Below are 24,953 nucleotides of genomic sequence, written 5' to 3'. Positions count from 1 at the left end.
GCGCATCTTCCCAGTGTCGCCCTTGCGGTTCGTCGGCCGATCGATTCTCGGCCGCAGGCCGTTGTCGGCCCGGGTCGGCCGGGGGCGGTCCGGGCGGCGGCTTCGATCTCACACAATGCGAATTCCTTGTCGTCGGTGACGAGTCACTCACCACCACGCTACCTTGCAGTGAGTATCCGTCACACTACTTTCAGTATGCAACGATTGATCCAAAGGCGCGGGCACCGGCTTCCGCCTGAAGCGCGCGGATGGCCCTGGCAAAGGCCGGGGCGGAGCGAAGGTGAGGTGGCGGGTGCATCTGACCCCGCATGAACAGGAACGTCTGATGATTCATGTGGCCGCGGACGTGGCCCGCAAGCGGAAGGAACGGGGGGTTGCGCTCAACTACCCGGAGGCGGTCGCGATCCTGACCGCCTACGTCCTCGAAGGGGCCCGGGACGGCGCATCGGTGGAGAAGCTCATGGCGATGCCGCAGCCGCCGGACCCGCCCGTGCTTACCCGTGAAGATCTGATGGAGGGCGTCGCAGAAATGATCAGCGACCTCCAGATCGAGGCCACCTTCCCCGATGGCACCAAGATGGTCACCCTGCGCCACCCCATCCCGCAGGCGACCAAGCAGGGCACGCGGCTCCATCCCGGGAAGATCGACCACCCTCGCGACGCCGACCCGGTGGCCTTCAACGTGGGCCGCGAGGTCACGACTGTGACGGTCACCAACACCGACGACCGTCCCGTCCAGGTCGGCTCCCACTATCACTTCTACGAGGCCAACGCCCTGCTCGGCATCGAGCCCGGCCGCGACGCCGCCTACGGCAGACGGCTGAACATCCCCGCCGGCAGCTCGGTGCGTTTCGAACCCAACTGCCCGCTGGAGGTCGAGCTGGTGCCCATCGAGGGCAAGCGCATCGTCGAAGGCCTGAACGGCAAGGTCGGAGGCGAACTGCATGCTTAAGTCCCCGGCGCCTGAGCCTGCGCCGTCGGCGCCCCAGCCTCCGGCTCATGAACGGCATCAGCCGCTCACCCGCGAGCAGTACGCTGACCGGTTCGGCCCGACGGCCGGGGATCGCATCCGCCTGGCCGACACCGACCTGCGAATCGAGATCACCGAGGACTGGTGCGGCGGCCCAGGCCGCAGCGGAAACGAGGTCATCTTCGGCGGCGGCAAGGTGATCCGGGAGTCGATGGGCCAGTCCTGCGCACCGCGCGACTCCATCAGGTTCGGCGCACCCGAGCCGCCCGACACGGTCATCACCGGCGCGGTCATCCTGGACCACTGGGGTGTGGTCAAGGCCGACGTCGCCATCCGCGACGGCCGGGTCGTCGCGCTCGGCAAGGCCTACAACGACGAGACCATGGACCGGCTGCACGACGGGCACGCCACGGCCACCGACTTCGTGATCGGCCCGGAGACGGAGGTCGTTTCGGGCAACGGCAAGATCCTCACCGCGGGCGGCGTGGACACCCACGTGCACTTCATCTGCCCCGAGCAGATTCACGAGGCGCTCGCCTCCGGCGTCACCACGCTCATCGGCGGCGGCACCGGTCCGGCCGAGGGCAGTACCGCCACCACCGTCACGCCCGGCTCATGGCACATCGCCCGGCTGTTTGAGGCGCTGGACGCCTTCCCGGTCAACATCGGGCTGCTCGGCAAGGGCAACACGATGTCGGTCGAGTCGCTGTTCAACCAGGTGGAGGCAGGCATCGTCGGCTTCAAGATTCACGAGGACTGGGGCGCCACCCCCGCCGTCCTGCGCCGGTGCCTGCAGGTGTGCCAGGCGACCGGTGTCCAGCTCGCCCTGCACGCCGACTCCCTGAATGAGGCCGGCACCGTCGAGGACACCATCGCGGCCATCGGCGACCACCCGATCCACGTCTTCCACGTCGAGGGGGCGGGCGGCGGCCACGCCCCGGACATGATCAAAATGGCGGGCCTGCCGAACGTGTTACCCGCCTCCACCAACCCCACCCGGCCCTACACCGTCAACACGGTCCCCGAGCACATCGACATGGTGATGATCTGCCATCACCTCAACCCGCTGGTGCCGGAGGACCAGGCCTTCGCCGATTCGCGGGTCCGGCCCGCCACAATGGCCGCCGAGGACGTCCTTCACGACCTCGGCGCCATCTCCATCATGTCGTCCGACGCCCAGGCGATGGGCCGCATCGGCGAGGTGATCACGCGGACGTGGCAGACCGCGCACGTGATGAAACAGCGGCGCGGCCCCCTGGAAGGCGACCAGGACGGCGCCGACGGCGCCGACAACCACCGGGCCCGCCGCTACGTCGCGAAATACACCATCAACCCGGCCATCGCGCACGGCATCGACCACGAGGTCGGCTCGGTCGAGGTGGGCCGGCTGGCCGACCTGGTGCTGTGGGAGCCGAAGTTCTTCGGCGTCAAACCGCACCGGGTGATCAAGGGTGGCCAGATCGCCTACGCCCAAGTCGGCGACGCCAACGCCTCCATCACCACCCCGCAGCCGATCCTGCCCCGCCCGATGTGGGGGGCCACCGGCCGCGCCCCTGCCGCCAACTCGGTCAACTTCGTCACCGCGCAGGCGATCGAGGCCGGCCTGCCTGAGCAGGTGAAGGTGAGCAAGCAGTTCACGCCCATCCGCGACACCCGCAAGGTCTTCAAGAAGGACATGCGTCACAACGACGCCACCCCCCGCATCGAGGTCGATCCCAACACCTACCAGGTGGTGGTCGACGACGAGATCATCGACCACCAGCACGCCACCGAGCTGCCGATGGCGCAGCGGTACTTCCTGTTCTGATCACTGCACCGACAAGGCCACACCGCCGACGACCCCACCACAGGAAAGGCCAGCCCGATGAGCCGTGCCGCGCTGCTTGTCCTGGCCGACGGCCGTTTCCCCGCCGGCGGGCACGCCCACTCCGGCGGCGCCGAGGCGGCCGTCACGGCGGGGCGCGTGCATGACGTGGCAAGCCTGCGGGAGTTCTGCCGTGGCCGACTGCACACCAGCGGCCTGGTCGCGGCGGGTCTGGCCGCGGCGGCCGCCGCCGGCTACGACCCGCTCCTGCTGGAGGAGGCCGCCGACGCCCGCACCCCGGCCCCGGCCCTGCGGCAGGCCGCGCGCAGGCTCGGTCGGCAGCTGCTGCGGACCGCCCGCGCCACCTGGCCCTCAGCCGAACTCGACGCCCTGGCCGCGACCCGGCCTCACGGCGCGCACCAGAGCGTCGTCCTCGGCCTGGCCTCCCGCTCCGCAGGACTGACCCCGCTGGACGCCGCCTACGCGGCGGCCTACGAGAGCGTCAGCGGCCCGGCCACCGCCACCGTCCGCCTGCTCAGCCTGGACCCCTTCGACGCCACCGCCATCCTGGCCCGCCTAGCCACCGACCTCGACCACGTCGCCGAGCAGGCCGCCGACGCCGCGGAACGCGTCCGCACCGAAGGCGTCGCGGCGTTGCCCGCCGTCTCGGCGCCGCTGCTCGACATCGCCGCCGAACAGCACGCCGCCCGCCCAATGCGCCTGTTCGCCTCCTGACCCAACATCTGTCCTTTATCCACGGGAGCGCCATGCATCTCCACCACAGCCACGACGTGCCCGAGGGCCACTCTCACGGCCCCGGTGCTTCCCGCTCCCCGCGCCCTGACGGCCGCCGCCGCGCCCTACGCATCGGATTGGGCGGGCCGGTCGGCACCGGCAAGACCGCCACCGTCGCCGCCCTGTGCCGCGCGCTGCGCGATGAGCTGTCCATCGCCGTGGTCACCAACGACATCTACACCCGCGAGGACGCCGAGTTCCTGCTCCGTCAGGCCGTGCTGCCCGCCGAGCGCATCAGGGCGGTCGAGACCGGCGCCTGCCCGCACACCGCCATCCGCGACGACATCTCCGCCAACCTCGAAGCCGTCGAAGACCTGGAGGACCAGCTCGGCCCGCTGGATGTGATCCTCATCGAGTCAGGCGGCGACAACCTCACGGCGACCTTCTCCAAAGGCCTGGTCGACGCCCAGATCTTCGTCATCGACGTCGCCGGCGGCGACGATATCCCCCGCAAGGGCGGCCCCGGCGTCACCACCTCCGACCTGCTCGTCATCAACAAGACCGACCTCGCCCCGCACGTCGGAGCCGACCTGGAAGCCATGGCCCGCGATGCCAAGGCCCAGCGCGGCGACCTGCCCGTCGCCTTCACCGCCCTGAAAACCGAAGGCGGCGTCACGCCCGTGTCGGACTGGCTCCGCGAGCGCCTGGCCGCCTGGACCTCAGCGCCCGCATGACCCTCGCCCCCCAGGCCACATCGGCCGAGCTCGCCACCCCGGGCGTGCACGCCACCGCCCGCATCAAAGCGACCTGTGCGGGACAGGCCACCGCGCTTCCCGTCCTGCACGGATCTGGCCCCTTTGACCTGCGCCGCACCCGCCCGCACGGCAACCAGGCGCGGGTGTGCATCATCGGCGCGATGAACGCCCCCCTCGGCGGCGACCGGCTGCGCATCGAGGCCACCGCCGAACCCGGCGCCCACCTGCACATCACCACCGCCGCCGCCACCATCGCCCTGCGCGGCCCCACCCCCGAACACGCCACCTACGACGTGCACCTGAGTGTGGCGGACCAGGCGAGCCTGCACTGGCTGCCCCAGCCGCTGATCTCCGCCGCCGGCAGCAACCTCCGCCAGTCCTGCACCGTCGAGTTGGCCCCCACCGCGCGCCTCGTCCTGCGCGAAGAACAGGTCCTCGGCCGCACAGACGAAGTGCCGGGCCGGCTGGTCACCCGCCTCACCGTCCGCCGCGATGGGCACCTCCTGCTGGACCAGGAGACCGTCTACGGGGCGGGCGCACCCGGCTGGGACGGCCCGGCCGTCTTGGCCGGCCACCGTGCCATCGGCCAACTCCTCATCGTCGACCCGGCCTTCGACGAAGACCCGCCCCCTGTGCGGCTGCTCGGCCACGACTCGGCGCATGGGCACGCCGTGCTGACCCCGCTCGCCGGCCCCGCCATCCTGGTCACCGCCCTCGGCCCGGACACCCTGCACCTGCGCCGCCTCCTCGACACGGCCTATCCCCTCGCCTCGTCCCCCGCCTCCGCCCGTGCTCGGGTCCCGGTAGTAATCGCCGAGAATCCAACGGATCTCACCGACCAGCGTTGACGTGAGGCATCCGGGCAAGGTCAACGGCACCCTCGGTCCAGCCCGCCGCACCCGCTGACCGGTACACCAGTCCTGCGACGCCCTTACATCAGGGCAGGTCGGAGGTGTATCCGTTGGGTTTTCCGCGATTGCTGCCGGGGCCCGTGTCCCGAAACGGACATGAGGATTCCCGCTCCGCAGTCGCCGTGTTTCACTCAAGTCCTACATTTCAGTGGAAGATCGGATATCGCATGGCGCGAGCGGGCACCGGCCAGCGCCATGGCCGATCAGCCGGATGCCAATGCCTGGGCAGCGCCCGAGCCACGAAGCGGCGCCAAAGATCACGACACCCCAGGCGCGCTCGCGCCGGAACGCCTCGCCTGCGAGGCCCCCGGCATCCCTTTGAGGTCTGTGTATTCGGCTGAAACGTCGATGGCCCCGCCCGCGCGTGGCAGATCTGGCCGTCAGCGCGGACGGCAGCCGGCTGTATGTCGCCAACTACTTCGGCCACTCGGTGTCAGTGATCGACACCCCGGGCAAACGCCTCGGCCCCAACGTCATCACCGCCTTGCACGGCATCAGCCCATTGGGTCTGCCGGCCGGGCTGGCCTCCGTCGACCGCGCCTACACCGACCAGACCGCCGAGTACTCCGCCCACCCCGCCCGCGCGCTGGGCTACCGGCTCGCGCTGGACTACAGAACCGACCAGCGCGGCGTCCAGGGCAGCCTGCACGGCGCCCTGCTCATCGACGGCAATCTGGCCTGCCCGCTGATGCCCGCGCCGCTGGCCCAGGCCACCACCGGGCCGGACGACCGCGCGATCCGCTCCCCCACCGACCAGTTGACCGCGCTGATCGCCGCTCGCGAGCCCTACTACCTCAAGCTCAAGCAAGGTCCCGACCAGCGCGTGGCGATCCGGCTGCAGTGCCTGGCCGTCGGCGCGTCCGCAGCCGTGACCTGCCCGCGCTTCAACCGGCTGCACCCCACCCCCATCACCGGCCTAGCCGCAGTGGAGTTGACCGATCCCCGCAAGCGCGCCGCGCATCCCGCCGCCCGGCCCACCGTGCTCCTGCTCGCCGACGAGGCCCGCCGTCCGCCGGCGTCTGAGCAGCTGCCCCGCCTCCGCCGGCAGGCCAGCATCACCGTCCACTCCGGCGACCTGGAACATCTGGCCGAGTTCCGGCAGGACCCGCACTACCTCACCTCGGCCTGGCCGACCCTGAAAACCGGCTCGCCCACGGCCGCGTCGCACAGACCATCCTGGTCGTGCTCATGGTCTGCATCGCCAACCCGCACATCCTTGCTCCGTGGCGGCAGACCACCGACCGCGAGGTCACGCATGCCTCTCGGCCGGTTTGTGATGCGCTCGCAGTGGCCGCACACCGCTGGCGCCGCTTCTCAGCGGCCGCCGCACACGCTCGGAGGAGCCTACCGACGGCTACGCCATCCGGGGAAATGGCGAAATCCCGTCCGATCGGAGTGATCAGACGGGATCTCGTCAACGTGCTTCAGGCCATCTCGAGCACGGCCCGTTGTGGAGCTATGGGGATTCGAACCCCAGACCTCCTCCATGCCATGGAGGCGCGCTACCAGCTGCGCCATAGCCCCTCAGGTTTCGTGTCGCCGGTCTCTCGCCCCAGCGGCACCACGCCAGTGTATAGGACATCGGGGACCACTCAGAAACCGTCCGCGCGCGGCGGACGCGGCGCAACCGCCCGGTCTTTCGGGGAAGGCGGCGGCCCGGGGACCGACCCCCGGGAAGGCGGCGGCCCGGGGAGCGGGCCGGGACGCCGGGCGGCGGCCCGGCCCGGTCCCCGCCCGCCCGGGGCGGCGGGCGTCAGCCCAGCGACGTGGCCCGGCCGATCAGTCCGGCGAGCTCGGACACCGCGGCGTCCTCGGTGGAGGAGGCCAGCCGCGCGGCGTGCTCGGCGAGTTCCCCGGCCCCCACCCCGGCGGTCCACTCGCGGGTCCGGAGGTATTCGGCGAAGGCCGCCGCCACCACGTCCACCTGGAACCTCGGCGAGGTCCCACGCCAGACCGAGGGGGACAGCTCGGCCGAGTCCAGGGAGCGGCTGGTCTCGCCGGGGCCCCGGGTGTCGGGGTCCTGCCAGCGCACCGTGGCCATGGCCAGCTGGCCGGAGGCGCCGCTGCGCAGCCGTACCTCGTACAGGGCGGTCACCGAATGGCCCGGGCCGATCTCGCCGCCGTCCTTGGTGTCGTCGCGGAAGTCCTCAGCGGCGATCCGGCGGTTCTCGTAGCCGATCAGGTGGTAGGACTCCACGGTCGAGGGGTTGAACACGACCTGTGCCTTGGCGTCGCGGGCCCGGAGGTCGAGGTTGGTGGCGAGCTGCTCGACGAACACCTTGCGCGCGCCGTCGACCGAGCTGACGTAGACCGCCGCGCCGTCGCCGTTGTCGGCGAGCTGCTCCATCAGCTGGTCGCCGTAGTCACGGCCGACCCCGACGCAGAGCAGGGTGATCTGCCGGCCGGCGGACTCCTCCACCCGGTCGAGGATGCCCTGCCAGCTCGTGTCACCGGTGTTGGCCAGCCCGTCGGACAGCAGGATGACCCGGTTGGTGGCCACCGGCCGGAAGGTGCGGGCGGCTTCGGCGTAGCCGCTGGTCAGCCCCGCCTCCAGGTTCGTCGAATCCTGTACGGCGAGGCGCTCCACCGCCGCGTGCAGCTGCCCCGTCTCGGTCGCGGGCGTCATGGGGACGACGAGCTGCGCCTGGCCGCTGAAGGTCACGATGGAGACCTGGTCCCCCGGCCCGAGCTGGTCGACGAGCTTGTGCAGGGCCTCGCGGACCAGGTCGAGCCGGCCGGGCTCGCCCATCGAGCCGGACACGTCCACCACGAAGGTCAGGTTGGCCGGGCGCCGCGTCTCCGGGTCCGCCCCGCGGGTCTGCAGGCCGACCCGGACCAGCGCGGTGCCGTTCTCCGGCATCCGGGCGCCGTCCATGTGCACGGTGAAGCCGTCGCCGCCGGGCTCCCGGTAGTCCTGCCGGAAGGAGTTGACGAACTCCTCCGGGCGGATCCGGCCCGGTTCGGGCAGCCGGCCCTCCTGGAGGATCCGCCTGGCATAGCCGTAGGAGGCGGTGTCCACGTCGAGGGCGAAGGTGGAGATCTGGTCGGCGGTGGTGTCCCGTTCCTCGGCCGATGCGGCGTCCCGGTCCTGCGCCAGGGACGGCACGGCCGGTCCGGGGCCGCTGTTCGGTATGGTCGCGGGCTTGCCGCTGCTCTCCGATCCGCCGCAGGCGGCGGCGAGCAGCAGGGCGATCACGGCGAGGGCAATGGCGAACGTGCGCGGGTTCATGTCGCCTCCGTAGGATGCGTGTCATCCCCTACGACGACCCGCCCCGCCAGGGAGCCGGGCACTTCACCCAAGCGAGCGCAAACCGTGCCCGGCCCGTGATCAGGGCTTCCAGTGCGGGTCGCGGCCGCTGAGCGCCAGTGCCCGCTCCAACGGCGGGGCGTCCCGCGGCACGGCCGGCGGCTCGCGGAAGATCCCCGCCTGCCGGGCCTGCGGGGCCATCCGCTCGACGAAGGCGGCCACGGCCTCCGCGGTCTCCGCGTCCACCTCGTAGTCCTGCCCGGTGGCCCTGGCCAGGTCCCAGCCGTGGATCACCATGTCGCCCAGGCCCATCTGGTAGACGGTGGTCATGGGCATCCCCATCGTGGGGCTGGTCCCCTCGAAGGACTCCGGCCGCGACCAGGCGGCGACCATCCCCGCGGCGCGGCTGCCGAAGGAGGTGTGGTCGGCGTCCTCGGGCGGCGCCTGCTCCTTGCGCGCCAGCGCCTCGAACATCACCGCCACCCACGACATGTGCCCGACCAGGGCACGCACGTCGAATTCGGTGCACGGGGTGGGCAGGTCCAGCTGGTCCTCCCGGATCCCGCCGACGACGGCCGCGGTGCGGGTGACGGCGCGTGAAAGCAGTTCGTTCATGACGGCCATGGTCTCCCGCCGGCCCCCGGCCGTCTTGAAAAAACACGACATATGATCCCTGAGCATGCGCGTGCATCGTGGACCGGCTCCCGGACGCCCGGGAGCCGGGATCCCGGGCACGGCACCGCGCGCCGCCAGAGGCGCGGCCGGCACCGCCCCTCCCGGTCCCGTCGCGCCCCCCGCCGAACCTCTCCCGGTCCCGTCGTGACCCCTGCCGACGACACCCGGGGCATCCTCAACGCGGGCGCGGCCCGCTTCGGCTACGGGCGCCACGCCTGCCACCCCTCGCTCGCCCCCTTCGTCGAGCACCACTGGATCATCCGCTGGGACCTGGCGGAGCCGTACGAGCAGCGGGTCGTGTCGCATCCGTCGGTCAACCTCGTCTTCCAGGAGCGCGGCTCCCGGGTCGCCGGAGTGATCACGGGTGACTATCTGGAGACCCTGACCGGGACCGGCGTCGTGGTCGCCACCCGCTTCCGCCCCGGCGGCTTCCGCCCCTTCCTCGGCGCCCCGGTCTCCACGCTCACCGACCGCTTCCCACCCGTCTCGGAGGTCTTCGGCCCCGGGGCGGAGGCGACCGCGCCGGCCGTGCTCGCCGCCTCCGACGCCGGGGCCGTGGCGCTGCTGGACGCCTTCCTCCTGGCCCGGCTGCCGCCCCGCGATCCCGTCGCCGAACGGGTGGGCGCCATGGTCGCCGGGATCGTGGACAGCCCCGGGATCACCCGCGTCGACGACCTGGCCGCCCGGCACGGCCTGACCGTGCGGACCCTGCAGCGATTGTTCAACGACTACGTCGGCGTCTCCCCGAAGTGGGTGATCCGCCGCTACCGCATCCATGAGGCCGCCGAGCGCGCGAGCGCCGCCACCGACTGGTCCCGCCTGGCGGCCGAGCTCGGCTACAGCGACCAGGCTCATCTCACCCGTGACTTCACCTCGGTCGTCGGCATGTCCCCCACCGCCTACGCCCGCTCCGCCGTACCCGCCCGCCCCTCGGCGCGCCCCGCCGACGGCACCGCGCCCGCCGGGCGGACGGCCGGGCCGCCGGGCTGAGCCCGCGGCGGAGGAGGAGGTTCGGGAGACACCTTCCGGCCGGGCACCGCGACACACTACTTTAAGTGTCGATGCCATCACCTTTGGTGAAGCGCGCCAGTCGGCCCGAGAGAGAGTAGGCACGTTCATGCAGGCTTTCACGCTGCCCGACTTCTACATGCCTTACCCGGCCAGGCTCAACCCCCACCTGGAGCGCGCCCGCGAGCACAGCATGGCCTGGGCCCGGCGGATGGGCATGCTCGACGCCCCCAGACCCGGCGGCGGCGTCGTCTGGGACGAGGAGGCGCTGGCCAGGATGGACTACGCGCTCATGTGCGCCTACACCCACCCCGACTGCGACGGCCCCGCCCTGGACCTGATCACCGACTGGTACGTCTGGGTGTTCTTCTTCGACGACCACTTCCTGGAGGAGTTCAAGCACTCCCGCGACCTCCCGGGGGCGCAGGCCTATCTCGACCGCCTCGAGCTGTTCATGACCACAGAGGGCCAGACGCCGCCGGAGCCGGAGAACCCGGCCGAGGCGGGGCTGCGGGACCTGTGGGAGCGCACGGTCCCGGCGATGTCACACGGGTGGCGGCGGCGCTTCATCACCAGCACGCACAACCTGATGGTGGAGTCGATGTGGGAGCTGGACAACATCGACCGCGGCCGGATCGCCAACCCGATCGAATACGTGCAGATGCGGCGGAGGGTCGGCGGGGCCCCCTGGTCGGCGAACCTCGTCGAATACGCCGTCGGCGCGGAGATCCCCGACGCTCTCGCCGGGACGAGGCCGATGCGGGTCCTGTCGGACGCCTTCTCCGACGCGGTGCACCTGCGCAACGACCTGTTCTCCTACCAGCGCGAGGTCCAGGAGGAGGGCGAGAACTCCAACGCGGTGCTGGTCTTCGAGCGGTTCTTCGGCTGCTCGACGCAGGAGGCCGCCGAGCTGGTCAACGACCTGCTGACCTCCCGGCTGCAGCAGTTCGAGAACACGGCGCTGATCGAGGTCCCGGCCCTGCTGGCCGAGCACGCCGTGCCCCCGCACGAGCAGGGCGGGGTGGCCGCCTACGTCAAGGGCCTGCAGGACTGGCAGTCCGGCGGGCACGAGTGGCACGCCCGATCCAGCCGCTACATGAACGACGGCGCCGTCTCGGCCTCCCCCGGCGTGCTGGGGGGCCCGACCGGCCTGGGCACCTCCGCCGTCCGGCCGCTGCCCTCCCCCGCGGCGCTGGGCCTGCGGCGGAGGGTCCAGCAGCACTCCTACGTCCCGTTCCAGCCGGTGGGGCATCTGCCGCTGCCCGACCTCTACATGCCCTACCCGGTCCGCACCAGCCCCCATCTGGACGCCGCGCGGCGCTACGCGGTCGGCTGGGCGCGACGGATGGGCATGTTCGACCCGGCCCCGGGGACCGGGCACGGCGGGCTGTGGGACGAGCGGCGCTTCGCCGGCTTCGACTTCGCGCACTGCGCCGCGATGATCCACGCCGACGCGAGCCCCGAACAGCTCAACCTGTCGTCGGACTGGCTGGCCTGGGGGACCTACGGCGACGACTACTTCCCCGCGGTGTTCGGGACGCGCCGCGACCTCGTGGCCGCGAAGCTCTGCAACGACCGGCTGTCGGCGTTCATGCCGCTGGACGGCGAGCCCGTCCCGGAGCCGGCCGACCCGATCGAGCGGGGCCTGGCGGACCTGTGGCGGCGCACCGCGGGGCCGATGACGCCGGCCGCCCGGCGGCAGTTCCGCGGGGCGGTCGAGGCCATGACCTCCAGCTGGCTGTGGGAGCTGGCCAACCAGGCCCAGAACCGCGTCCCCGACCCGGTCGACTACATCGAGATGCGCCGCAGGACGTTCGGCTCGGACATGACGATGAGCCTGGCCCGGCTCGCGCACTCGGACGTGGTCCCGGCCGGCCTCTACGAGACCCGGACCATGCGCGAGCTGGACACCGCGGCCCAGGACTACGCCACCTTCACCAACGACCTGTTCTCCTACCAGAAGGAGATCGAGTTCGAGGGCGAGGCCCACAACCTCGTCCTGGTGGTGGAGAACTTCCTGAACGTGGACCGCTGGAAGGCCCGCGACATCGTGGCCGACCTGATGGCGGCGCGGATGCGGCAGTTCGAGCACATCGTCGCCAACGGCCTGCCCGCGCTGTTCGAGGATTTCAACCTCGACGGGCCGGTCCGCGCGCTCCTGACCCGCCACGCCGACGACCTCAAGGAGTGGATGTCGGGGATCCTGGAGTGGCACCGCAGGTGCGCGCGCTACACCGAGGCCGAGCTCCGGCGCAGCCGGGCCTCCGGCGCGCCGGCGGTCCTGTCCTTCCTGCCCACGGGGCTGGGCACCTCGGCGGTGCGGGCCGCGGCCCCGGCCGGGGCCGGCGGGTTCCACGGCCGGCCCGGAGGACCCGGCCAGATGTGACCGGACCCTCCCCGCTCGCATGAGAGCCGTGCCCGGCCGGGCTCTCATGCGAGCGGGCCCGCCGGCCCGGCCGCGCCATCCCCGCTCCTGTCTCAGCCGACGAGCTTGTGGCGCAGGACGCGGGCGGATCCGCCGGGAGCCGGCCTGGCCGCCCAGAGCGCGACGGCGATGTACAGCAGCTGCTCCGGGATCCGCACCCACAGGGGCGTCGCCTCGTCGCCGCCGAACGGCACGTCGGACACCGCGGCGTGGATGTTGGCCGGGAGCAGCAGCACGAACAGGAGCGCGAGGCAGATCCCGGCAGCCCGCCGGGTCGCGGTCAGGACGAGCCCCGCGGCGCCGAGCAGCTCCAGCACGCCGGTCACGTAGACCATGACATCGGGATACGGCACGAACGGCGGCACCATGCCCACCAGGTCGGCGTGGTTGGGCATGACCGTGACGCTCGCGGGGACGAAATGCGCGCTGGCGGTGATGACGAGCATGGCCGCCATCGCGTGTGCCGCGCCGACCTGCCAGGTGCCGAACCGGCCGACACCGAGCGCCCCCAGCAGGCGGAAGCCCAGCAGGGCGACAACGAGAACGATGATGATCATGGCTATCCCACCTTTGGATAGTGTGACTATCTAGAAGTTAGATAGTCACACTATCCAAAGCGTGGCCGATGGGCAAGGCCGGATGAACCTGAAGGGTCTCCGCGAGGGTCACGCCCCGGACGGGCAAGGGCGCCCTGCGCGCCCGCGCTCACCGGCCGCACCCGATGCCGGAACTCACTTCTGGGATGCCGCTTGACGTCCGGGAGCGCGCGCCGCGTCGCGGCGGAGCGGTCCGCCCCCCACAGGCGCCGGAGGGCGTGGGCCGTCGCGAGAAGGGCCGGGGCGCCCGAGCCGAGGATCGGAGCTCCGCCGGCCATCCCAGATCAAGATCAGGACCCTGGGCCGGCGGTCACCGTCGAGCAAGTCGTTCATCCGCTCAGGCGGTGCGCCCGCCGACGACATCGTTGATCACGACGTGGGCCCGCCCGCCGGCGTCCGGCCGCGGCCGGCCCGCCGCACCTCTGGGCGGTCTCCACGGCCGGCGCGCCCGCCCCGGCGGCGATCTCACGTGAGGGCCGGTTTCTCCCGGCCCCTCACCCCCTTACCGGTACCCCCTTACCGGCTTCTCCCCGTCCCTCATGTGAGCGTGCCCGCGAAGACGACGATCTCGTCGATCCAGCCCTCCGGCGTGACATGGACGGTGTCCATGCCGGAGAGCAGAGCCTCGCCGGTGGCGCTCTCGTAGCGCCAGCCGTAGCGGGCCCACTCGTCCGGCGCGTCCACCCGGGTGGTCCGGACCATATGGCAGGCCCCGGACGGATGGCGCTGGACCACCTCGCTGATGAAGTCCTCGACGGCCTCGCGCCCCACGCCGCGCCCCAAAGGCCCCCAGAAGACGACGTCGTCGGTGAGGGCACGGCCCAGCAGGGCGGCACGCCGCTCGGGATCGGAGGCGTTGGCGGCCTCGATGAAGGCGTCAACGGCCCTGGCGTGGAGTTCGTCGTTCATCGCACCGTCGTATCACGCCCGCCGGCCGGCGCGCACGGCCGCACCGCGGCGGGAGAACCGCCGGCCGGGGTTCCGACTCCCCGGTCACCCGCGCGGGCCGTCCCGCCGGCCCCGATCAACGACGGAACAGGACGTCGAGCTCGCTGAAGTCCAGTGAGCCGTCCAGTGCCGTGAGACCTCCCGTGCCGAGCAGTTCCGCGGCGGCCCTGCGGGCCGCGGTGTAGGCGGCCTGGGCCAGCCCGGTGCCCACGCTGATCCTGCGCACCCCGGCCTGCGCGAGCTCGGCGACACTCGGTCCGCCGCCGACGGCCATCGCGTTGACCGGCAGCGGCGACTCGGCACAGAGAGTCCTCAGCACGTCCAGATCGAGCAGGCCGGGAACGAAGATGCCGTCGGCTCCCGCCTTGGCGTACGCCTCCGTGCGCGCCAGCACCTCGCCCAGCCGGCCGTCGGACGCGCCGATCGCGAACAGGAAGACGTCGGTGCGCGCGTTGACGAACAGTTCCGGCAGGCCCGCCGCGGCGGCGGCGTCCCTGGCGGCGCGCAGCCTGGCGCCCTGCTCGGCGACGTCGAACAGCGGGCCGCCGACGGCCGTGGAGTCCTCCAGATTGACGCCCACCGCCCCGGCCTCGACCACCGCCCGCGCCGTCGCGGCGACATCGGCCGGGGCCGGTCCGTATCCTCCCTCCACATCGACCGTCACCGGCAGGTCGACGGAGTCCACGATGCGCCGCGCGGCCTCCACCATCTCGCCCCGGCTGAGCCGCTGCCCGTCCCCGTGGCCCAGCGACCACGACACGCCGCCGCTGGTCGTGGCGATCGCCGTGGCACCGGCCGCGGCGATCACAGTCGCGCTGGCGGCGTCCCAGGCGTTGGGCAGCACCAGCACGGACTCGGCGCTCAGGGCGCGGAACAGCCTGGCCTTCCTCCCGGCTGCGGTATCGGTCGCGGTATCGGTGGAGGGGGAGCTGTCAACAGACATGTGCATGACCGCCTTCGCGTCGTTCTGCTTCTCGGCACCAGCATCACGGGCGCCTGCTCCCAGGATGCTGCTGGGCAGAGAAGCGGCCGTCCACTGATTAAGCTCAGGCCGAATCTCCGCCCGTCGGCCAGGTCCCGCGCAGGCACGGCGCGAGCTTCCGCACCGCCGTCACCGGCCGGCGGGCCGGCCGGGACCGCCGGGAGCGGACCGGAGGGGCGACTCAAGCCCTCCAGGACGATTACGTAAAATGACCCCTAGACAACGGAGAGTTTTCCTACAACATTAGTGGGATATTGATCTCGGCCGAGGAGTCCTCATGGCGCTCATCCAGCCCGATCCCACCTTCTACCCGTCCGCCCGCGAGGCCATGGCCGCCCCGCGGGAGGAGCTCGCCTACGTCGCCCTGCTCGATGCCACCGGGGAGGGGCGTCCCGACGGGCTCGCCACGATCGACCTGTCCGACGGGTCGGTCGCCAATGTGCACGACATGTCCGTGCCGGGCGACGAGCTCCACCACTTCGGGTGGAACGTGTGCAGCTCGGCCCTGTGCCCGTACGCCCCGCACCCGCACGTCGAGCGGCGCTATCTGGTCCTGCCGGGCCTGCGCTCCAGCCGGATCTACGTCTTCGACGTCAAGGACGATCCCTGGCACCCCAAGCTCGTCAAGACGATCGAGCCGGAGACGATCTTCGAGAAGACCGGCTACAGCCGTCCGCACACCGTCCACTGCGGCACCGACGCGATCTACGTCAGCGCACTCGGCAACGTGGACGGCGACGCGCCGGGCGGGGTGTTCACGCTCGACCACGACACCTTCGAGCCCAAGGGCCACTGGGAGGCGGACCGGGGGCCGCAGGCGCTGCACTACGACTTCTGGTGGCACCTCGGCCACGACACGATGATCACCAGCGAGTGGGGCACGCCGAACCAGATCGAGCCCGGCCCCTCGCTGGAGCTGCTCGTCGGCCGGGAGTACGGCCACCGGCTGCACGTCTGGGACCTGACCAGGCGCAGGCACCTGCAGGAGATCGACCTGGGCGACCAGCACCAGATGGCCCTGGAGCTGCGTCCCGCCCACGACCCGACCAAGACCTACGGCTTCGTCAACACCGTGATCAGCGTCGAGGACCTGTCGGCGAACATCTTCACCTGGCATCTGGACGGCGGGGTCTGGAAGGCCCGAAAGATCATCACCATCCCCGCCGAGCCGGCCCCGGCCGACCTGCTGCCGGAGCCGCTCAAGCAGTTCGGCGCGGTGCCGCCGCTGGTCACCGACATCTCCCTGACCCTTGACGACCGGATCCTGCTGGTCTCCTGCTGGGGCACGGGTGAGCTCAAGGCCTACGACGTCTCCGACCCGTTCGCCCCCCGGGAGACCGGCTCGGTGCGGATCGGCGGCATCGCCCGGCGCGACCCCCACCCGGCCGCTCCCGGGCGGGCGCTGAACGGCGGGCCGCAGATGGTCGAGGCCAGCAGGGACGGGCGGCGGGTTTACTTCACCAACTCCCTCTACCGCTCCTGGGACGACGTCTTCTACCCCGACGGCGTCTCCAGCTGGATGGCCAAGGTGGACGTCGCCGAGGACGGCTCGCTCACCCTCGATCCCGCCTTCTTCGTCGACTTCGCCTCCGACGGCCGCCGCGCCCACCAGATCCGCCTGCAGGGAGGCGACTCCTCATCCGACTCCTACTGCTTCCCGTGACCGCCGCTCCGGCCACGGCCCTGTCGGGACGCACCCGATGGACCTGACGTCGGTGCTGGTCCTGGCCGGGCTCGGCGCCTTCCACGGCCTGAACCCGGCCATGGGCTGGCTCTTCGCGGTCGCCCTGGGCCTGCAGGAACGCTCGCGCGCGGCGGTGCTGCGCGCGCTGCCGCCGATCGTACTCGGCCACGCGGGGTCGGTGCTGATCACGCTCGCGCTGGTGTCGGCGGCCCGCCTGGCCGCCCCGCCCAAGCTCGTCTCGTACGGCGTGGCGGCCCTGGTCTGCGGCTTCGGGGTCTGGCGGCTGGTGCGCCGGCGCCATCCCCGCTGGGTCGGGATGAAGGTCTCCCGCCTGCAGCTGGCCGGGTGGTCGTTTCTGATGGCCACCGCCCACGGCGCCGGCCTGATGGTGCTCCCGATCACCCTGCGCGCCGGGCACGGCACCGCCGCGCTGGTCTCGCAGAGCCTGCTGACGACCGCGATCCACACGCTCTCCATGCTCGCGGCGACCACCGCGCTGGCTCTGGTCGTCTACGAGCGGCTGGGGGTCGCGGTGCTCCGCAAGGCGTGGTTCAACCTCGACTCCGTGTGGGCCGTCGCCCTGATCGGCGCGGGAGTCTCCGCCGCCCTCACCTGAGCCGTCCGGCGGGCCGGGCCGGCCTCAGGCGAGGGCCGCTCTCGGACGGGGCCGGTTCCAGGCGAGGACGGCCTCAGGCCAGCGCCGGCCCCGGACCGGGTCCGGCCTCAGGCGGGCCGGCCTCAGGCCGAGAAGGTGAGCAGGCCCGCGTCCACCACGGCCCGGCCGAAGATCCGGGCCAGCTCGGCGAGCCGGGCGAGCTCCTCCTCCGAGAGCGCGGCGTAGGCGGGCAGGGCCAGCTCGTCGGTGCGGTCCTCGATCCGCTGACGCAGCGCCCGGCCCTCCTCGGTGAGCCCGTCACCCTCCAGCAGGCCGCGCTCGCGCAGCCCCTCCTCGGCCGCCGCCCACTGCTCCTCCGGCCAGCCCCGGCTGACCTTCAGGAAGATCGTGGGCATCTGTCCGGTCGCGCCGTGCAGGATCAGCGCCTCCAGCCCGCCGACCCCCTCGGTCAGCAGGGCCGCGACATGACCGTCGCCGCGGAACTCGCGCAGCAGGGTCTGGGCGTGCCAGAGCTCCAGCAGCGGGTCGTCCGGCCACGGCAGCGTGGCGTGCGCGGCCGCCAGCGGGCGGCCCTGTACGTGCTCGCCGACCTTCTCCGCCGCCCGCCTGGCCAGCGCCGTCGTCTCGGCCAGGACCGGGATCTCGTGGATGGCCGCCCGGCGCAGGGCGGCGTCCGCGGCGTCGAGGCGGGCCTCGATCACCTTCTCGGGGGTCGTGACGTCCCAGGCGGCCGGGAGCGCCTGCCGTACCAGGGCAGGGCAGAAGTTGTAGAAGGTCGCGATGACCAGCTCGGGTGAGGCCGCCCCGAAGGCCGCCCCGCGGGAGGCGAAGTAACCAGCGTGGGGCTCCAGGCCGAGGGCGGCGTAGCGCTCGGTGGCCTCGGGCACGAAATAGATCATCCCGTGGACGGGTTCCAGACGGCGCCAGGACTGCCGGGCCAGCCGGATGTCGGTCATCATGCCTCCAGGGAATCGACGAAACGGGCCATCCCGGCCAGCCAGCGGTCGGGATCCTCGGCCTTGCGCCGGACGAACTCGGCGACCTCGGGGTGGGGGAAGATGTGGAAGCGTTCGGCTCCGAGCCCCTCTATCACCTCGTCGGCCACGGTGTCCGGGTCGAGGATGGCGCCGGAGGCGCCCACCGCCCTGGCCGTGAGGTGCTCTTCGGCGATCCCCTGCTCGAACATGCCGGTGCGCACGCCCTGCGGGCAGAGCACGCTGACCTTGACGCCCTTGGTCGCGTAGTGGATGGCCACCCACTCGGCGAAGGAGATGGCGGCCGACTTGGTCACCGCGTAGGGGGCGTCGCCGGGGCAGCTGACCAGCCCGGCCGCCGAGCAGGTGTTGAGCAGGTAGCCCCCACCGCGCTCGACCATGCCGGGCACGACCGCCCGCGCCGCGTAGACGTGGGCCAGGACGTTGACCGCGATGGTCCGGGTCCACTCCGGGTCGGTGGCCTCCAGCCCGTGGCCGGTGATGATCCCGGCGTTGGAGCAGAACAGGTCGACCGGTCCGAAGGTGCCCTCCGCCGCGGTGACCAGGCCGCGGACGTCGTCCTCGACGGAGACGTCGGCCCGCACGGCCACCGCCCGCTCACCGATCTGGTGGGCCACCTCGCTCGCGCCCGCCCCGTCGAGGTCGGCCACCAGCACCCCGGCCGCCCCTTCGGCGGCGAAGCGCAGGGCCATCGCCCGCCCGATCCCGCTCGCGGCCCCGGTCACCACGACGACCTTGTCCCGCACCCGCATAGAAGCTCCTTAAACCGACCAGTCGGTATCTGGGAACCTATGCTTACCCGTCAGTAGCAGTCAACGGCGGTACGGCGGGCCTCCCGGGCCGCGCCGGAGGACGGGATTGACCCTGACACCGTGTGAGCCCCTACACCTGGAAGCATCATGTTCAGCATCGGAGACTTCGCCCAGCTCGGCCGCGTGTCGGTGCGCATGCTGCGCCACTACGACGCGCTCGGGCTGCTGCGGCCCGCCCGCGTCGATCCGGCCAGCGGCTACCGCTCCTACCAGGCCCACCAGCTCTCGCGGCTCAACCGCGTCATCGCGCTGAAGGATCTCGGATTCACCCTGCAGCAGGTGCGGTCGATCCTCGACGAGAAGGTGAGCACGGCCGAGCTGCACGGGATGGTACGGCTGCGCCGCGCGGAGCTGGAGGAGCGGATCGCCGCCGACACGGCGCGGCTGCTCCGGGTCGAGGCGAGGCTCCGGTCTATGGAGAGGGAAGGACACATGGGCATCGAAGAGGTTGTCCTCAAGCGGGTCGCCCCGGTCCGGCTGGCCGAGCTCACCGCCGTCGCGGCGAGCTACGACGGCGGGGACATCGGCCCCGTCATCCAGCCCCTGTACGACGAGCTGTTCCGGCGGCTCGACCGGGCCGGGGTGACGCCGTCCGGGTACGGCGTCGCCTGCTACGAGCCGGAGGCGGACGGCCGGGTGGTCGTGCACGCCGGGGTGGAGGTGACGGCGGAGGCGTCCGGGGAGCACGACTTCGCGATCGTGGACCTGCCGGCGATCGAGACGGCCGCCACGATCATCCATCGGGGCTCGATGGACGAGGCCGGCCCGGCGTTCCAGGCGCTGGCCCACTGGGTCGAGGAGCACGGCTACCGCAGCGTCGGGCTGGCCCGGGAGGTCAGCATCGAATGTCCGCACGACGACCGCGACAGCTGGGTCACCGAACTGCAGATGACCGTCGCCACCGCATAGGACGGGCGGACGCCGGCCCCGCGTGACCGGCGTCCGCTCTTCTCCGGCCCCCGCGGCCCCGCCGCTGCCGGCCCCGCCTCAGAACTTTGACGCCGTCGGCAGAACCCTGACGCCGTCGCCCCCCGCCTCAGGGGACCCCCGGCGTCATCGGACCCGGTGCCGAGTCCGGAGGCCGGGAAGGCCGATCCCGCCGGGCATGGCCACGGGACGGACCCGTGGCCCGCCGGAGACGCTCAGGCCCGGTCGTCGGGGCCGTCCGGCGCGGGGACCCGGACGGTGATGCCGCCGGGCACGACCTTCGCCTTGAGCCGGGTGACGGAGTCCTTGGCCCCGCCGTCCAGCTCGTAGGTCATCGGCGCGCCGAGCTTGACGCTGATCTTGCGCGCCCGGGTCATCCGGACGAAGGGTGACTCGTCCGACCGCCCGGCGCTCATCCGGCCGAGCACGCGGGCCCACTGGATCGGCCCCTTCGCCGTGGACACGCCGATCTCCAGCCATCCGTCGTCGGGGCGCGCGTCGTCGAAGGCCTCGATGCCCCCGGTGATGGTCCCGACATTGCCCAGCAGCAGGCAGCTGGCCTCCCCCTCGAACCACTTCACCCCGTCGAGCTTGACCTCCATCCGGACCAGCTCACCCCGGACGTGCCGCAGCCCGGTCCACACATACGCCGCCCGGCCCAGCTTGTCCTTCAGCCCCCGGTCGGCGTCCTTGATCATCTCGGCGTCGAAGCCGAGTCCCGCCATGACGGCGAAGTGCTCACCGTTGACCTTGCCCAGGTCGAGCTCCCGGCTCTGGCCCCAGAAGGCGATCCGCACGGCCTCGGGGAGGTCCTCGGGGATGCCGAGGTTCTGCGCGAGGAGGTTGGCCGTCCCGGCCGGGATGATGCCCACGGTCACCCCGGAGCCGGCCAGCGCGTCCACGCAGCGCTGCACCATGCCGTCCCCGCCCCAGACCAGGACCAACTCGGCGCCCTCCTTGAGCGCCCTGCGCGCCTGCTTGGGAGCCTTCTTGCTCTTGGGCACCTCGTACCAGAGCAGTTTGCCGGGCTCCTCGTCGGCCAGGAGCCTGCGCAGCTCGTCCAGCCCGCCCCCGAGCGACTTCTTCTGATGGGCGATCACCGCGACCGTGCCGACTGCCTGCTTCTGCCGCAGCATGGAAACCCTCCTTCAACACCGCCTTGGGCACTGCCTCGGCTGCCCCCGCTCCGCAGCCGCAAACGTCAGGCCACACCCGCCCGGCCGCCCGTGGGGAGTCCCCCGCTCCCCCGGACGCGACGGAGCACCCCGGCCGGACCCGCACGGCCGTTCAGTGGAATCTCACCTCGGGGTGGTCAGCCGACGGCCCGTCCAGCAACGGCTGACGCCTGCCCTTCAGGTGCAGGTCGAGGAAGGCGGTGACGTACGTGCGGGTGATCTTTATGGCGCGCTCCCCGTCGAGCGGGTGCTCCGGCAGCCCGAGCTGCGGCTGGAGCACCGCGTAGTCGACGAAGCTCATGTGCTCGGCGCCCGTCACGGTGAGCCACCGCTTCCAGTCACCCGTCACGTGCGGCCAGAACAGGTCCCAGGAGCTGTCGCCCCCGCCGGCGCCCGGCGCCTGCCTCGGGTTGCCGATCATCATGAACGGCTTCTCGACCGGCTCCGCCGGCGTCCTCGGATTGTAGGAGCCGTCCAGGTTGACCGCGGCCTTGATCCGCCGGCTCCCGGGCAGGAGGTGCGCGGCGCTCTGGCCGCCGACCGAATGCCCCACCATCGCGATCCTGCTCTCGTCGATCAGCCGGCCCCAGCGCCTGCTCCCCTCCAGCCGGTCCAGCACGAACGCCGTGTCGGCGGCCCTGACCCGGGCGACCTTCGCGCCCAGCTCCGGGGTCTGACCGCCCCTGCCCGCCTCGAACGTGACGGTCCTGCCGTCGGGGAAGGTGGTGGCGATCGACTCGTAGGTGTGCTCGATGCCCGCCACCAGGTAGCCCCGGCTCGCGAACTCCTCGGCCAGCGAGGTCATCGTCGCGCGGGGCAACGTCATGCCGGGCGACAGGACCACCAGCGGCCAGCCGCCCGTCCGCTTCAGGGCGGGCGCGTCGACGCGGGCGTACGTCACCGTCCTGGCGAGCGTGTCCGGCGGCACGTCCTTCAGCTGCGGCACGCTTTTGATGATCAGTTCCGATTCCCGCGGCGTGACGTACGGCGCGGGCCTGCCCACGGCCTTCCGCGCCGGATACCAGACCGAGACCATCAGCTCGCGCGCCTTGCGGCCGGCGACCCACGGGTCGGGGCGGCCGGAGTCGATCAGGTGCATGACCGATCTTCCGACGGCGTGGCCGCCCGTCGGCGCGGGCAGGGCGGGCGTGGGGGTGGAGGCGGACGCGGGGACGGGCGTGGGGGCGGACGCCGCGGCGTCCGCCGTACCGATACCGGTGAGTGCGGAGAGCGCGAGCAGGCTCGCGACGGCTGTTTTCCTCATGCCCTCACCATGCGGTGCGGCCCGGCCGTACCGTCCTCGGCGAAAGTTACCCGGCACCCGCGACTTTCGTAGGGGGGCGCCGCCCAGCTCGCCCTATAGCCTCTTGGCCATGACGTACGGCGGGTTCGAGATCGTCGAGCGGATCACGCCGTGGGCGCTCGGCGCGGCCGTGTTCCTCCTGTCCATGGCTTCGGCGTCCGGTTCGATGGGCGTGGGATCGGCGCTGCCCACCCCCGTGCTCGCGGCCGTCGCCGCCGCGTCGGGAGTGGCCGCGGCCCGCGCCAGGCGCTCGCTGTGGCCGCTGGCCGCGGTGGGCGCCATCGCCTACGCGTGGCTGGTGATGTGGCCCGCCGCCGTCGCGGCCTCCTACTACGCGGGTACGCACCTGAGCCGCCGCCGCGACCTGTGGCTCTACATCGGCGGCGCGACCGCGATCTTCGCACTCAGCGGTCTCGTCTCCTACCGCGACGGGGGATATCGGGCGCTGGTCGTGGGCACCTTCGCCAACGCGGTCCTCCTGGGCGGCGCGCTGCTCGCCCTGCCCCTGCTCACCGGGCTGTGGGTCCGCGCCAGGCGGCAGGTGCTCGACGCGGTGCGCGAGCAGGCGCGACAGCTGCAGCGCGAGCAGGTGCTCCGCGCCGAGCAGGCACGCGGCCAGGAGCGGGCGCGCATCGCGAGGGAGATGCACGACGTGGTCGCGCACCGGGTGTCGCTGATGGTCCTGCACGCCGGCGCCCTGGAGGTCGGCGCTCCCGACGAGCGCACGGCCGAAGCCGCGGCGCTGATCAGCGGTGCCGGCAGGGAGGCATTGAGCAACCTGCGCGAGGTGCTCGGCGTGCTGCGGTCGCCCGGCTCCGTGCGCGGCCCGCAGCCCACGCTGGCCGACCTCGACCGGCTGCTCGACCAGTCCCGCGCGCTGGGCATCGTGGTCAACCGCCACGACGAGGGCGCCGCGCGTCCGCTCAGTCCCATCGTGGAACGCACCGCCTACCGCGTGGTCCAGGAGGCGCTGACCAACGTGCACAAGCACGCGGGCAACGCCGAGACCGACGTGTCCGTCCGCTACCGGCCCGTCGAGCTGGAGGTCACCGTGCGCAACAGATCTTCCGCCGGGACGCGCGGCGCGCTGCCCGGCTCCGGCTGGGGGCTGGTCGGCCTGCGCGAACGCGTCGAGCTGGTCGGCGGCCGGATGGAGGCCGGCCCGGAGGACGAGGACGGCTTCCAGGTCCTGGCCAGGATCCCGGCCGCATGATCCGCGTGCTGATCGTCGATGACGAGGCGCTGGTCAGGTCCGGGCTGCGGATGATCCTGGAGGCGGCGGGCGACATGGTGGTCGTCGGCGAGGCCCGCGACGGCGACGAGGCGATCGCCGCCGCCGCCAGGCTCAGGCCCCAGGTCGTGCTGATGGACGTCCGCATGCCCGGCACCGACGGCCTGATCGCCGGGGCCCGTGTCCTGACCGCGCCCGACGCGCCCAAGCTGATCATGCTCACCACGTTCGACCTGGACGAATACGTCCACGAGGCGCTACGGCTCGGCGCGGTCGGGTTCCTGCTCAAGGACACCCCGCCCCGGGAGCTGGCCGCCGCCGTCCGCACGGTCGCGGCGGGCCAGGCCATGCTGTCTCCCACGGTGATCAAGCGGCTGATCGGCTCGTTCGTCGACAAGGCCCCCTCCCGGGCCGAGTCCGCGCGCGACCGGCTCGCGTCACTGACCGCCAGGGAGGAGGACGTGGTCAGGGCACTGGCCCGCGGCCTGTCGAACGCGCAGATCGGGCGGGAGCTCAAGCTGACGGAGGCAACGGTGAAGGCGCACGTCAGCCGGCTGCTCGCCAAGCTGGGCCTGGCCAACAGGGTGCAGGCGGCGATCCTGGTGCACGAGGCGGACCTCGGCTGACCGGCCGTCTCCCGCCGGCCGCCGAGTCGCTCGCGTCGCGTCTTCCACCGACGGCGGATGTGCCGGCCCGGCCCCTGGAGCCGGTGAGACCACCTGGCTCCGTCCTGCTCCACGAGCGGGAAGACGCCCACGAGGCGGTCGGCGGATGACGCCGACGCGTACCTCGACCGTAAGAAGTTGACGAGGCCACCCGGGCTGTGACAAGCTGAAAGCGGCAGCGAGGTTGACGCTTATAGTATGCATGGAAATCTGTTTCTCATTTGCGTTATGATGCTCCCTCGCGCCGTCTGTTGACGCTCCCCGGATTCTCCCGGGGCGTTTGGCGTGCGCGCAGTTCGATTCCATCCGTGCCTCCGGAAGGACATCTGTGGCAGCCTCGCGCAACGCCTCCGCCGTACCCGCTGGTCCCCATCGCGTGTCCTTCTCACGCGTCCAGGAGCCGCTCGAAGTTCCTGATCTTCTCGCTCTCCAGACCGAGTCCTTCGACTGGTTGCTCGGCAACGAGAAGTGGAAGGGGCGGGTCGAGGC

The 24,953-nt window shown here is 72.0% G+C and carries 22 protein-coding genes and 1 tRNA gene; 13 read left to right on the top strand and 10 right to left on the bottom strand.

Translation table 11 applies throughout. From position 1 onward, the window contains the following. Positions 1–280: 280 nt before the first annotated feature. The 6 genes from ACZ6R6_RS12785 (at position 281) to ACZ6R6_RS12760 (ending at position 6,574) form a co-directional block, all read left to right on the top strand. The gene (locus tag ACZ6R6_RS12785) at positions 281–952 is read left to right on the top strand and encodes an urease subunit gamma (protein ID WP_470092829.1); all 672 of its coding nucleotides are present in this window, start codon (positions 281–283) and stop codon (positions 950–952) included. Beyond that, on the top strand, positions 945–2,777 hold the full coding sequence (locus ACZ6R6_RS12780) for an urease subunit alpha (protein WP_470092827.1): 1,833 nt from the start codon (positions 945–947) through the stop codon (positions 2,775–2,777). The genes ACZ6R6_RS12785 and ACZ6R6_RS12780 overlap by 8 nt, the downstream gene beginning before the upstream one ends. A gap of 57 nt (positions 2,778–2,834) precedes the next feature. Further along, a complete protein-coding gene (locus ACZ6R6_RS12775) occupies positions 2,835–3,509 on the top strand; it encodes an urease accessory protein UreF (RefSeq protein ID WP_470092825.1) in 675 nt (224 codons plus the stop codon). Between the two features lie 32 nt (positions 3,510–3,541). Further along, positions 3,542–4,243 (top strand): urease accessory protein UreG, encoded by a 702-nt coding sequence (gene ureG / locus ACZ6R6_RS12770; protein WP_470092823.1) that lies wholly within the window; start codon positions 3,542–3,544, stop codon positions 4,241–4,243. Then, positions 4,240–5,112 carry an urease accessory protein UreD gene (locus ACZ6R6_RS12765; RefSeq protein ID WP_470092821.1) on the top strand — a complete coding sequence of 291 codons (873 nt, stop codon included), beginning with the start codon at positions 4,240–4,242 and terminating at the stop codon, positions 5,110–5,112. The genes ureG and ACZ6R6_RS12765 overlap by 4 nt, the downstream gene beginning before the upstream one ends. A gap of 427 nt (positions 5,113–5,539) precedes the next feature. Next, positions 5,540–6,574: a YncE family protein gene (locus ACZ6R6_RS12760; RefSeq protein ID WP_470092819.1), complete on the top strand. Its 1,035-nt coding sequence runs from the start codon at positions 5,540–5,542 to the stop codon at positions 6,572–6,574. A 52-nt stretch (positions 6,575–6,626) separates the two neighbouring features. Here ACZ6R6_RS12760 and ACZ6R6_RS12755 read toward each other — a convergent pair. The 3 genes from ACZ6R6_RS12755 to ACZ6R6_RS12745 all read right to left on the bottom strand — a co-directional run bounded on the left by ACZ6R6_RS12755 (position 6,627) and on the right by ACZ6R6_RS12745 (position 9,037). After that, positions 6,627–6,699, bottom strand: a tRNA-Ala gene (locus tag ACZ6R6_RS12755). A 229-nt stretch (positions 6,700–6,928) separates the two neighbouring features. Next, a complete protein-coding gene (locus ACZ6R6_RS12750; RefSeq protein ID WP_470092817.1) occupies positions 6,929–8,404 on the bottom strand; it encodes a vWA domain-containing protein in 1,476 nt (491 codons plus the stop codon). A 99-nt stretch (positions 8,405–8,503) separates the two neighbouring features. Further along, complete coding sequence (locus tag ACZ6R6_RS12745; protein WP_470092816.1) at positions 8,504–9,037, bottom strand: TIGR03086 family metal-binding protein; 534 nt, start codon at positions 9,035–9,037, stop codon at positions 8,504–8,506. Between the two features lie 204 nt (positions 9,038–9,241). Between ACZ6R6_RS12745 and ACZ6R6_RS12740 the strand changes: the two genes are divergently transcribed. Continuing rightward, complete coding sequence (locus ACZ6R6_RS12740; protein WP_470092815.1) at positions 9,242–10,087, top strand: DUF6597 domain-containing transcriptional factor; 846 nt, start codon at positions 9,242–9,244, stop codon at positions 10,085–10,087. A gap of 127 nt (positions 10,088–10,214) precedes the next feature. Then, positions 10,215–12,491: a family 2 encapsulin nanocompartment cargo protein terpene cyclase gene (locus tag ACZ6R6_RS12735; RefSeq protein ID WP_470092814.1), complete on the top strand. Its 2,277-nt coding sequence runs from the start codon at positions 10,215–10,217 to the stop codon at positions 12,489–12,491. A gap of 92 nt (positions 12,492–12,583) precedes the next feature. Here the strand turns inward: ACZ6R6_RS12735 and ACZ6R6_RS12730 are convergent, their stop codons facing one another. The 3 genes from ACZ6R6_RS12730 to ACZ6R6_RS12720 all read right to left on the bottom strand — a co-directional run bounded on the left by ACZ6R6_RS12730 (position 12,584) and on the right by ACZ6R6_RS12720 (position 15,017). Then, positions 12,584–13,087, bottom strand: coding sequence for a DoxX family protein (locus tag ACZ6R6_RS12730; protein ID WP_470092812.1), 504 nt, complete (start codon positions 13,085–13,087; stop codon positions 12,584–12,586). 576 nt (positions 13,088–13,663) lie between these two features. Further along, positions 13,664–14,035 carry a nuclear transport factor 2 family protein gene (locus ACZ6R6_RS12725; RefSeq protein WP_470092810.1) on the bottom strand — a complete coding sequence of 124 codons (372 nt, stop codon included), beginning with the start codon at positions 14,033–14,035 and terminating at the stop codon, positions 13,664–13,666. Positions 14,036–14,150: 115 nt separating this feature from the next. Beyond that, a complete protein-coding gene (locus tag ACZ6R6_RS12720) occupies positions 14,151–15,017 on the bottom strand; it encodes an isocitrate lyase/PEP mutase family protein (RefSeq protein WP_470092808.1) in 867 nt (288 codons plus the stop codon). Positions 15,018–15,333: 316 nt separating this feature from the next. Between ACZ6R6_RS12720 and ACZ6R6_RS12715 the strand changes: the two genes are divergently transcribed. Together ACZ6R6_RS12715 and ACZ6R6_RS12710 are read left to right on the top strand one after the other, a co-directional pair. Continuing rightward, positions 15,334–16,719, top strand: a complete 1,386-nt coding sequence (locus ACZ6R6_RS12715; protein WP_470092806.1) for a selenium-binding protein SBP56-related protein — start codon at positions 15,334–15,336, stop codon at positions 16,717–16,719. Between the two features lie 37 nt (positions 16,720–16,756). Beyond that, the gene (locus ACZ6R6_RS12710) at positions 16,757–17,356 is read left to right on the top strand and encodes a hypothetical protein (RefSeq protein ID WP_451933604.1); all 600 of its coding nucleotides are present in this window, start codon (positions 16,757–16,759) and stop codon (positions 17,354–17,356) included. Positions 17,357–17,478: 122 nt separating this feature from the next. Here ACZ6R6_RS12710 and ACZ6R6_RS12705 read toward each other — a convergent pair whose 3' ends face one another. Beyond that, positions 17,479–18,312 carry an SCO6745 family protein gene (locus ACZ6R6_RS12705; RefSeq protein WP_470093207.1) on the bottom strand — a complete coding sequence of 278 codons (834 nt, stop codon included), beginning with the start codon at positions 18,310–18,312 and terminating at the stop codon, positions 17,479–17,481. Then, positions 18,312–19,103, bottom strand: a complete 792-nt coding sequence (locus tag ACZ6R6_RS12700; protein WP_470092804.1) for an SDR family oxidoreductase — start codon at positions 19,101–19,103, stop codon at positions 18,312–18,314. Before ACZ6R6_RS12700 ends, ACZ6R6_RS12705 begins: the two co-directional genes overlap by 1 nt. A 147-nt stretch (positions 19,104–19,250) precedes the next feature. Between ACZ6R6_RS12700 and ACZ6R6_RS12695 the strand changes: the two genes are divergently transcribed. Beyond that, the gene (locus ACZ6R6_RS12695; RefSeq protein WP_470092802.1) at positions 19,251–20,072 is read left to right on the top strand and encodes a MerR family transcriptional regulator; all 822 of its coding nucleotides are present in this window, start codon (positions 19,251–19,253) and stop codon (positions 20,070–20,072) included. 233 nt (positions 20,073–20,305) lie between these two features. On the opposite strand, the gene ACZ6R6_RS12690 is transcribed toward ACZ6R6_RS12695, so the two are convergent. Both ACZ6R6_RS12690 and ACZ6R6_RS12685 read right to left on the bottom strand, forming a co-directional pair. Further along, positions 20,306–21,226: a diacylglycerol/lipid kinase family protein gene (locus tag ACZ6R6_RS12690; RefSeq protein WP_470092800.1), complete on the bottom strand. Its 921-nt coding sequence runs from the start codon at positions 21,224–21,226 to the stop codon at positions 20,306–20,308. Between the two features lie 151 nt (positions 21,227–21,377). Continuing rightward, positions 21,378–22,529, bottom strand: coding sequence for an alpha/beta hydrolase family protein (locus ACZ6R6_RS12685; RefSeq protein WP_470092798.1), 1,152 nt, complete (start codon positions 22,527–22,529; stop codon positions 21,378–21,380). A gap of 109 nt (positions 22,530–22,638) precedes the next feature. On the opposite strand from ACZ6R6_RS12685, the gene ACZ6R6_RS12680 reads away from it, so the two are divergent. Continuing rightward, on the top strand, positions 22,639–23,781 hold the full coding sequence (locus ACZ6R6_RS12680) for a sensor histidine kinase (protein WP_470092796.1): 1,143 nt from the start codon (positions 22,639–22,641) through the stop codon (positions 23,779–23,781). Next, positions 23,778–24,425 carry a response regulator gene (locus ACZ6R6_RS12675; RefSeq protein ID WP_470092794.1) on the top strand — a complete coding sequence of 216 codons (648 nt, stop codon included), beginning with the start codon at positions 23,778–23,780 and terminating at the stop codon, positions 24,423–24,425. The genes ACZ6R6_RS12680 and ACZ6R6_RS12675 overlap by 4 nt, the downstream gene beginning before the upstream one ends. Positions 24,426–24,953: the final 528 nt, after the last annotated feature.

Source organism: Streptosporangium sp. NPDC048886, from assembly GCF_055586905.1.
The sequence above is the reverse complement of the archived record's forward strand: the minus strand, read 5'-3'. Positions and strand labels throughout refer to the sequence as shown.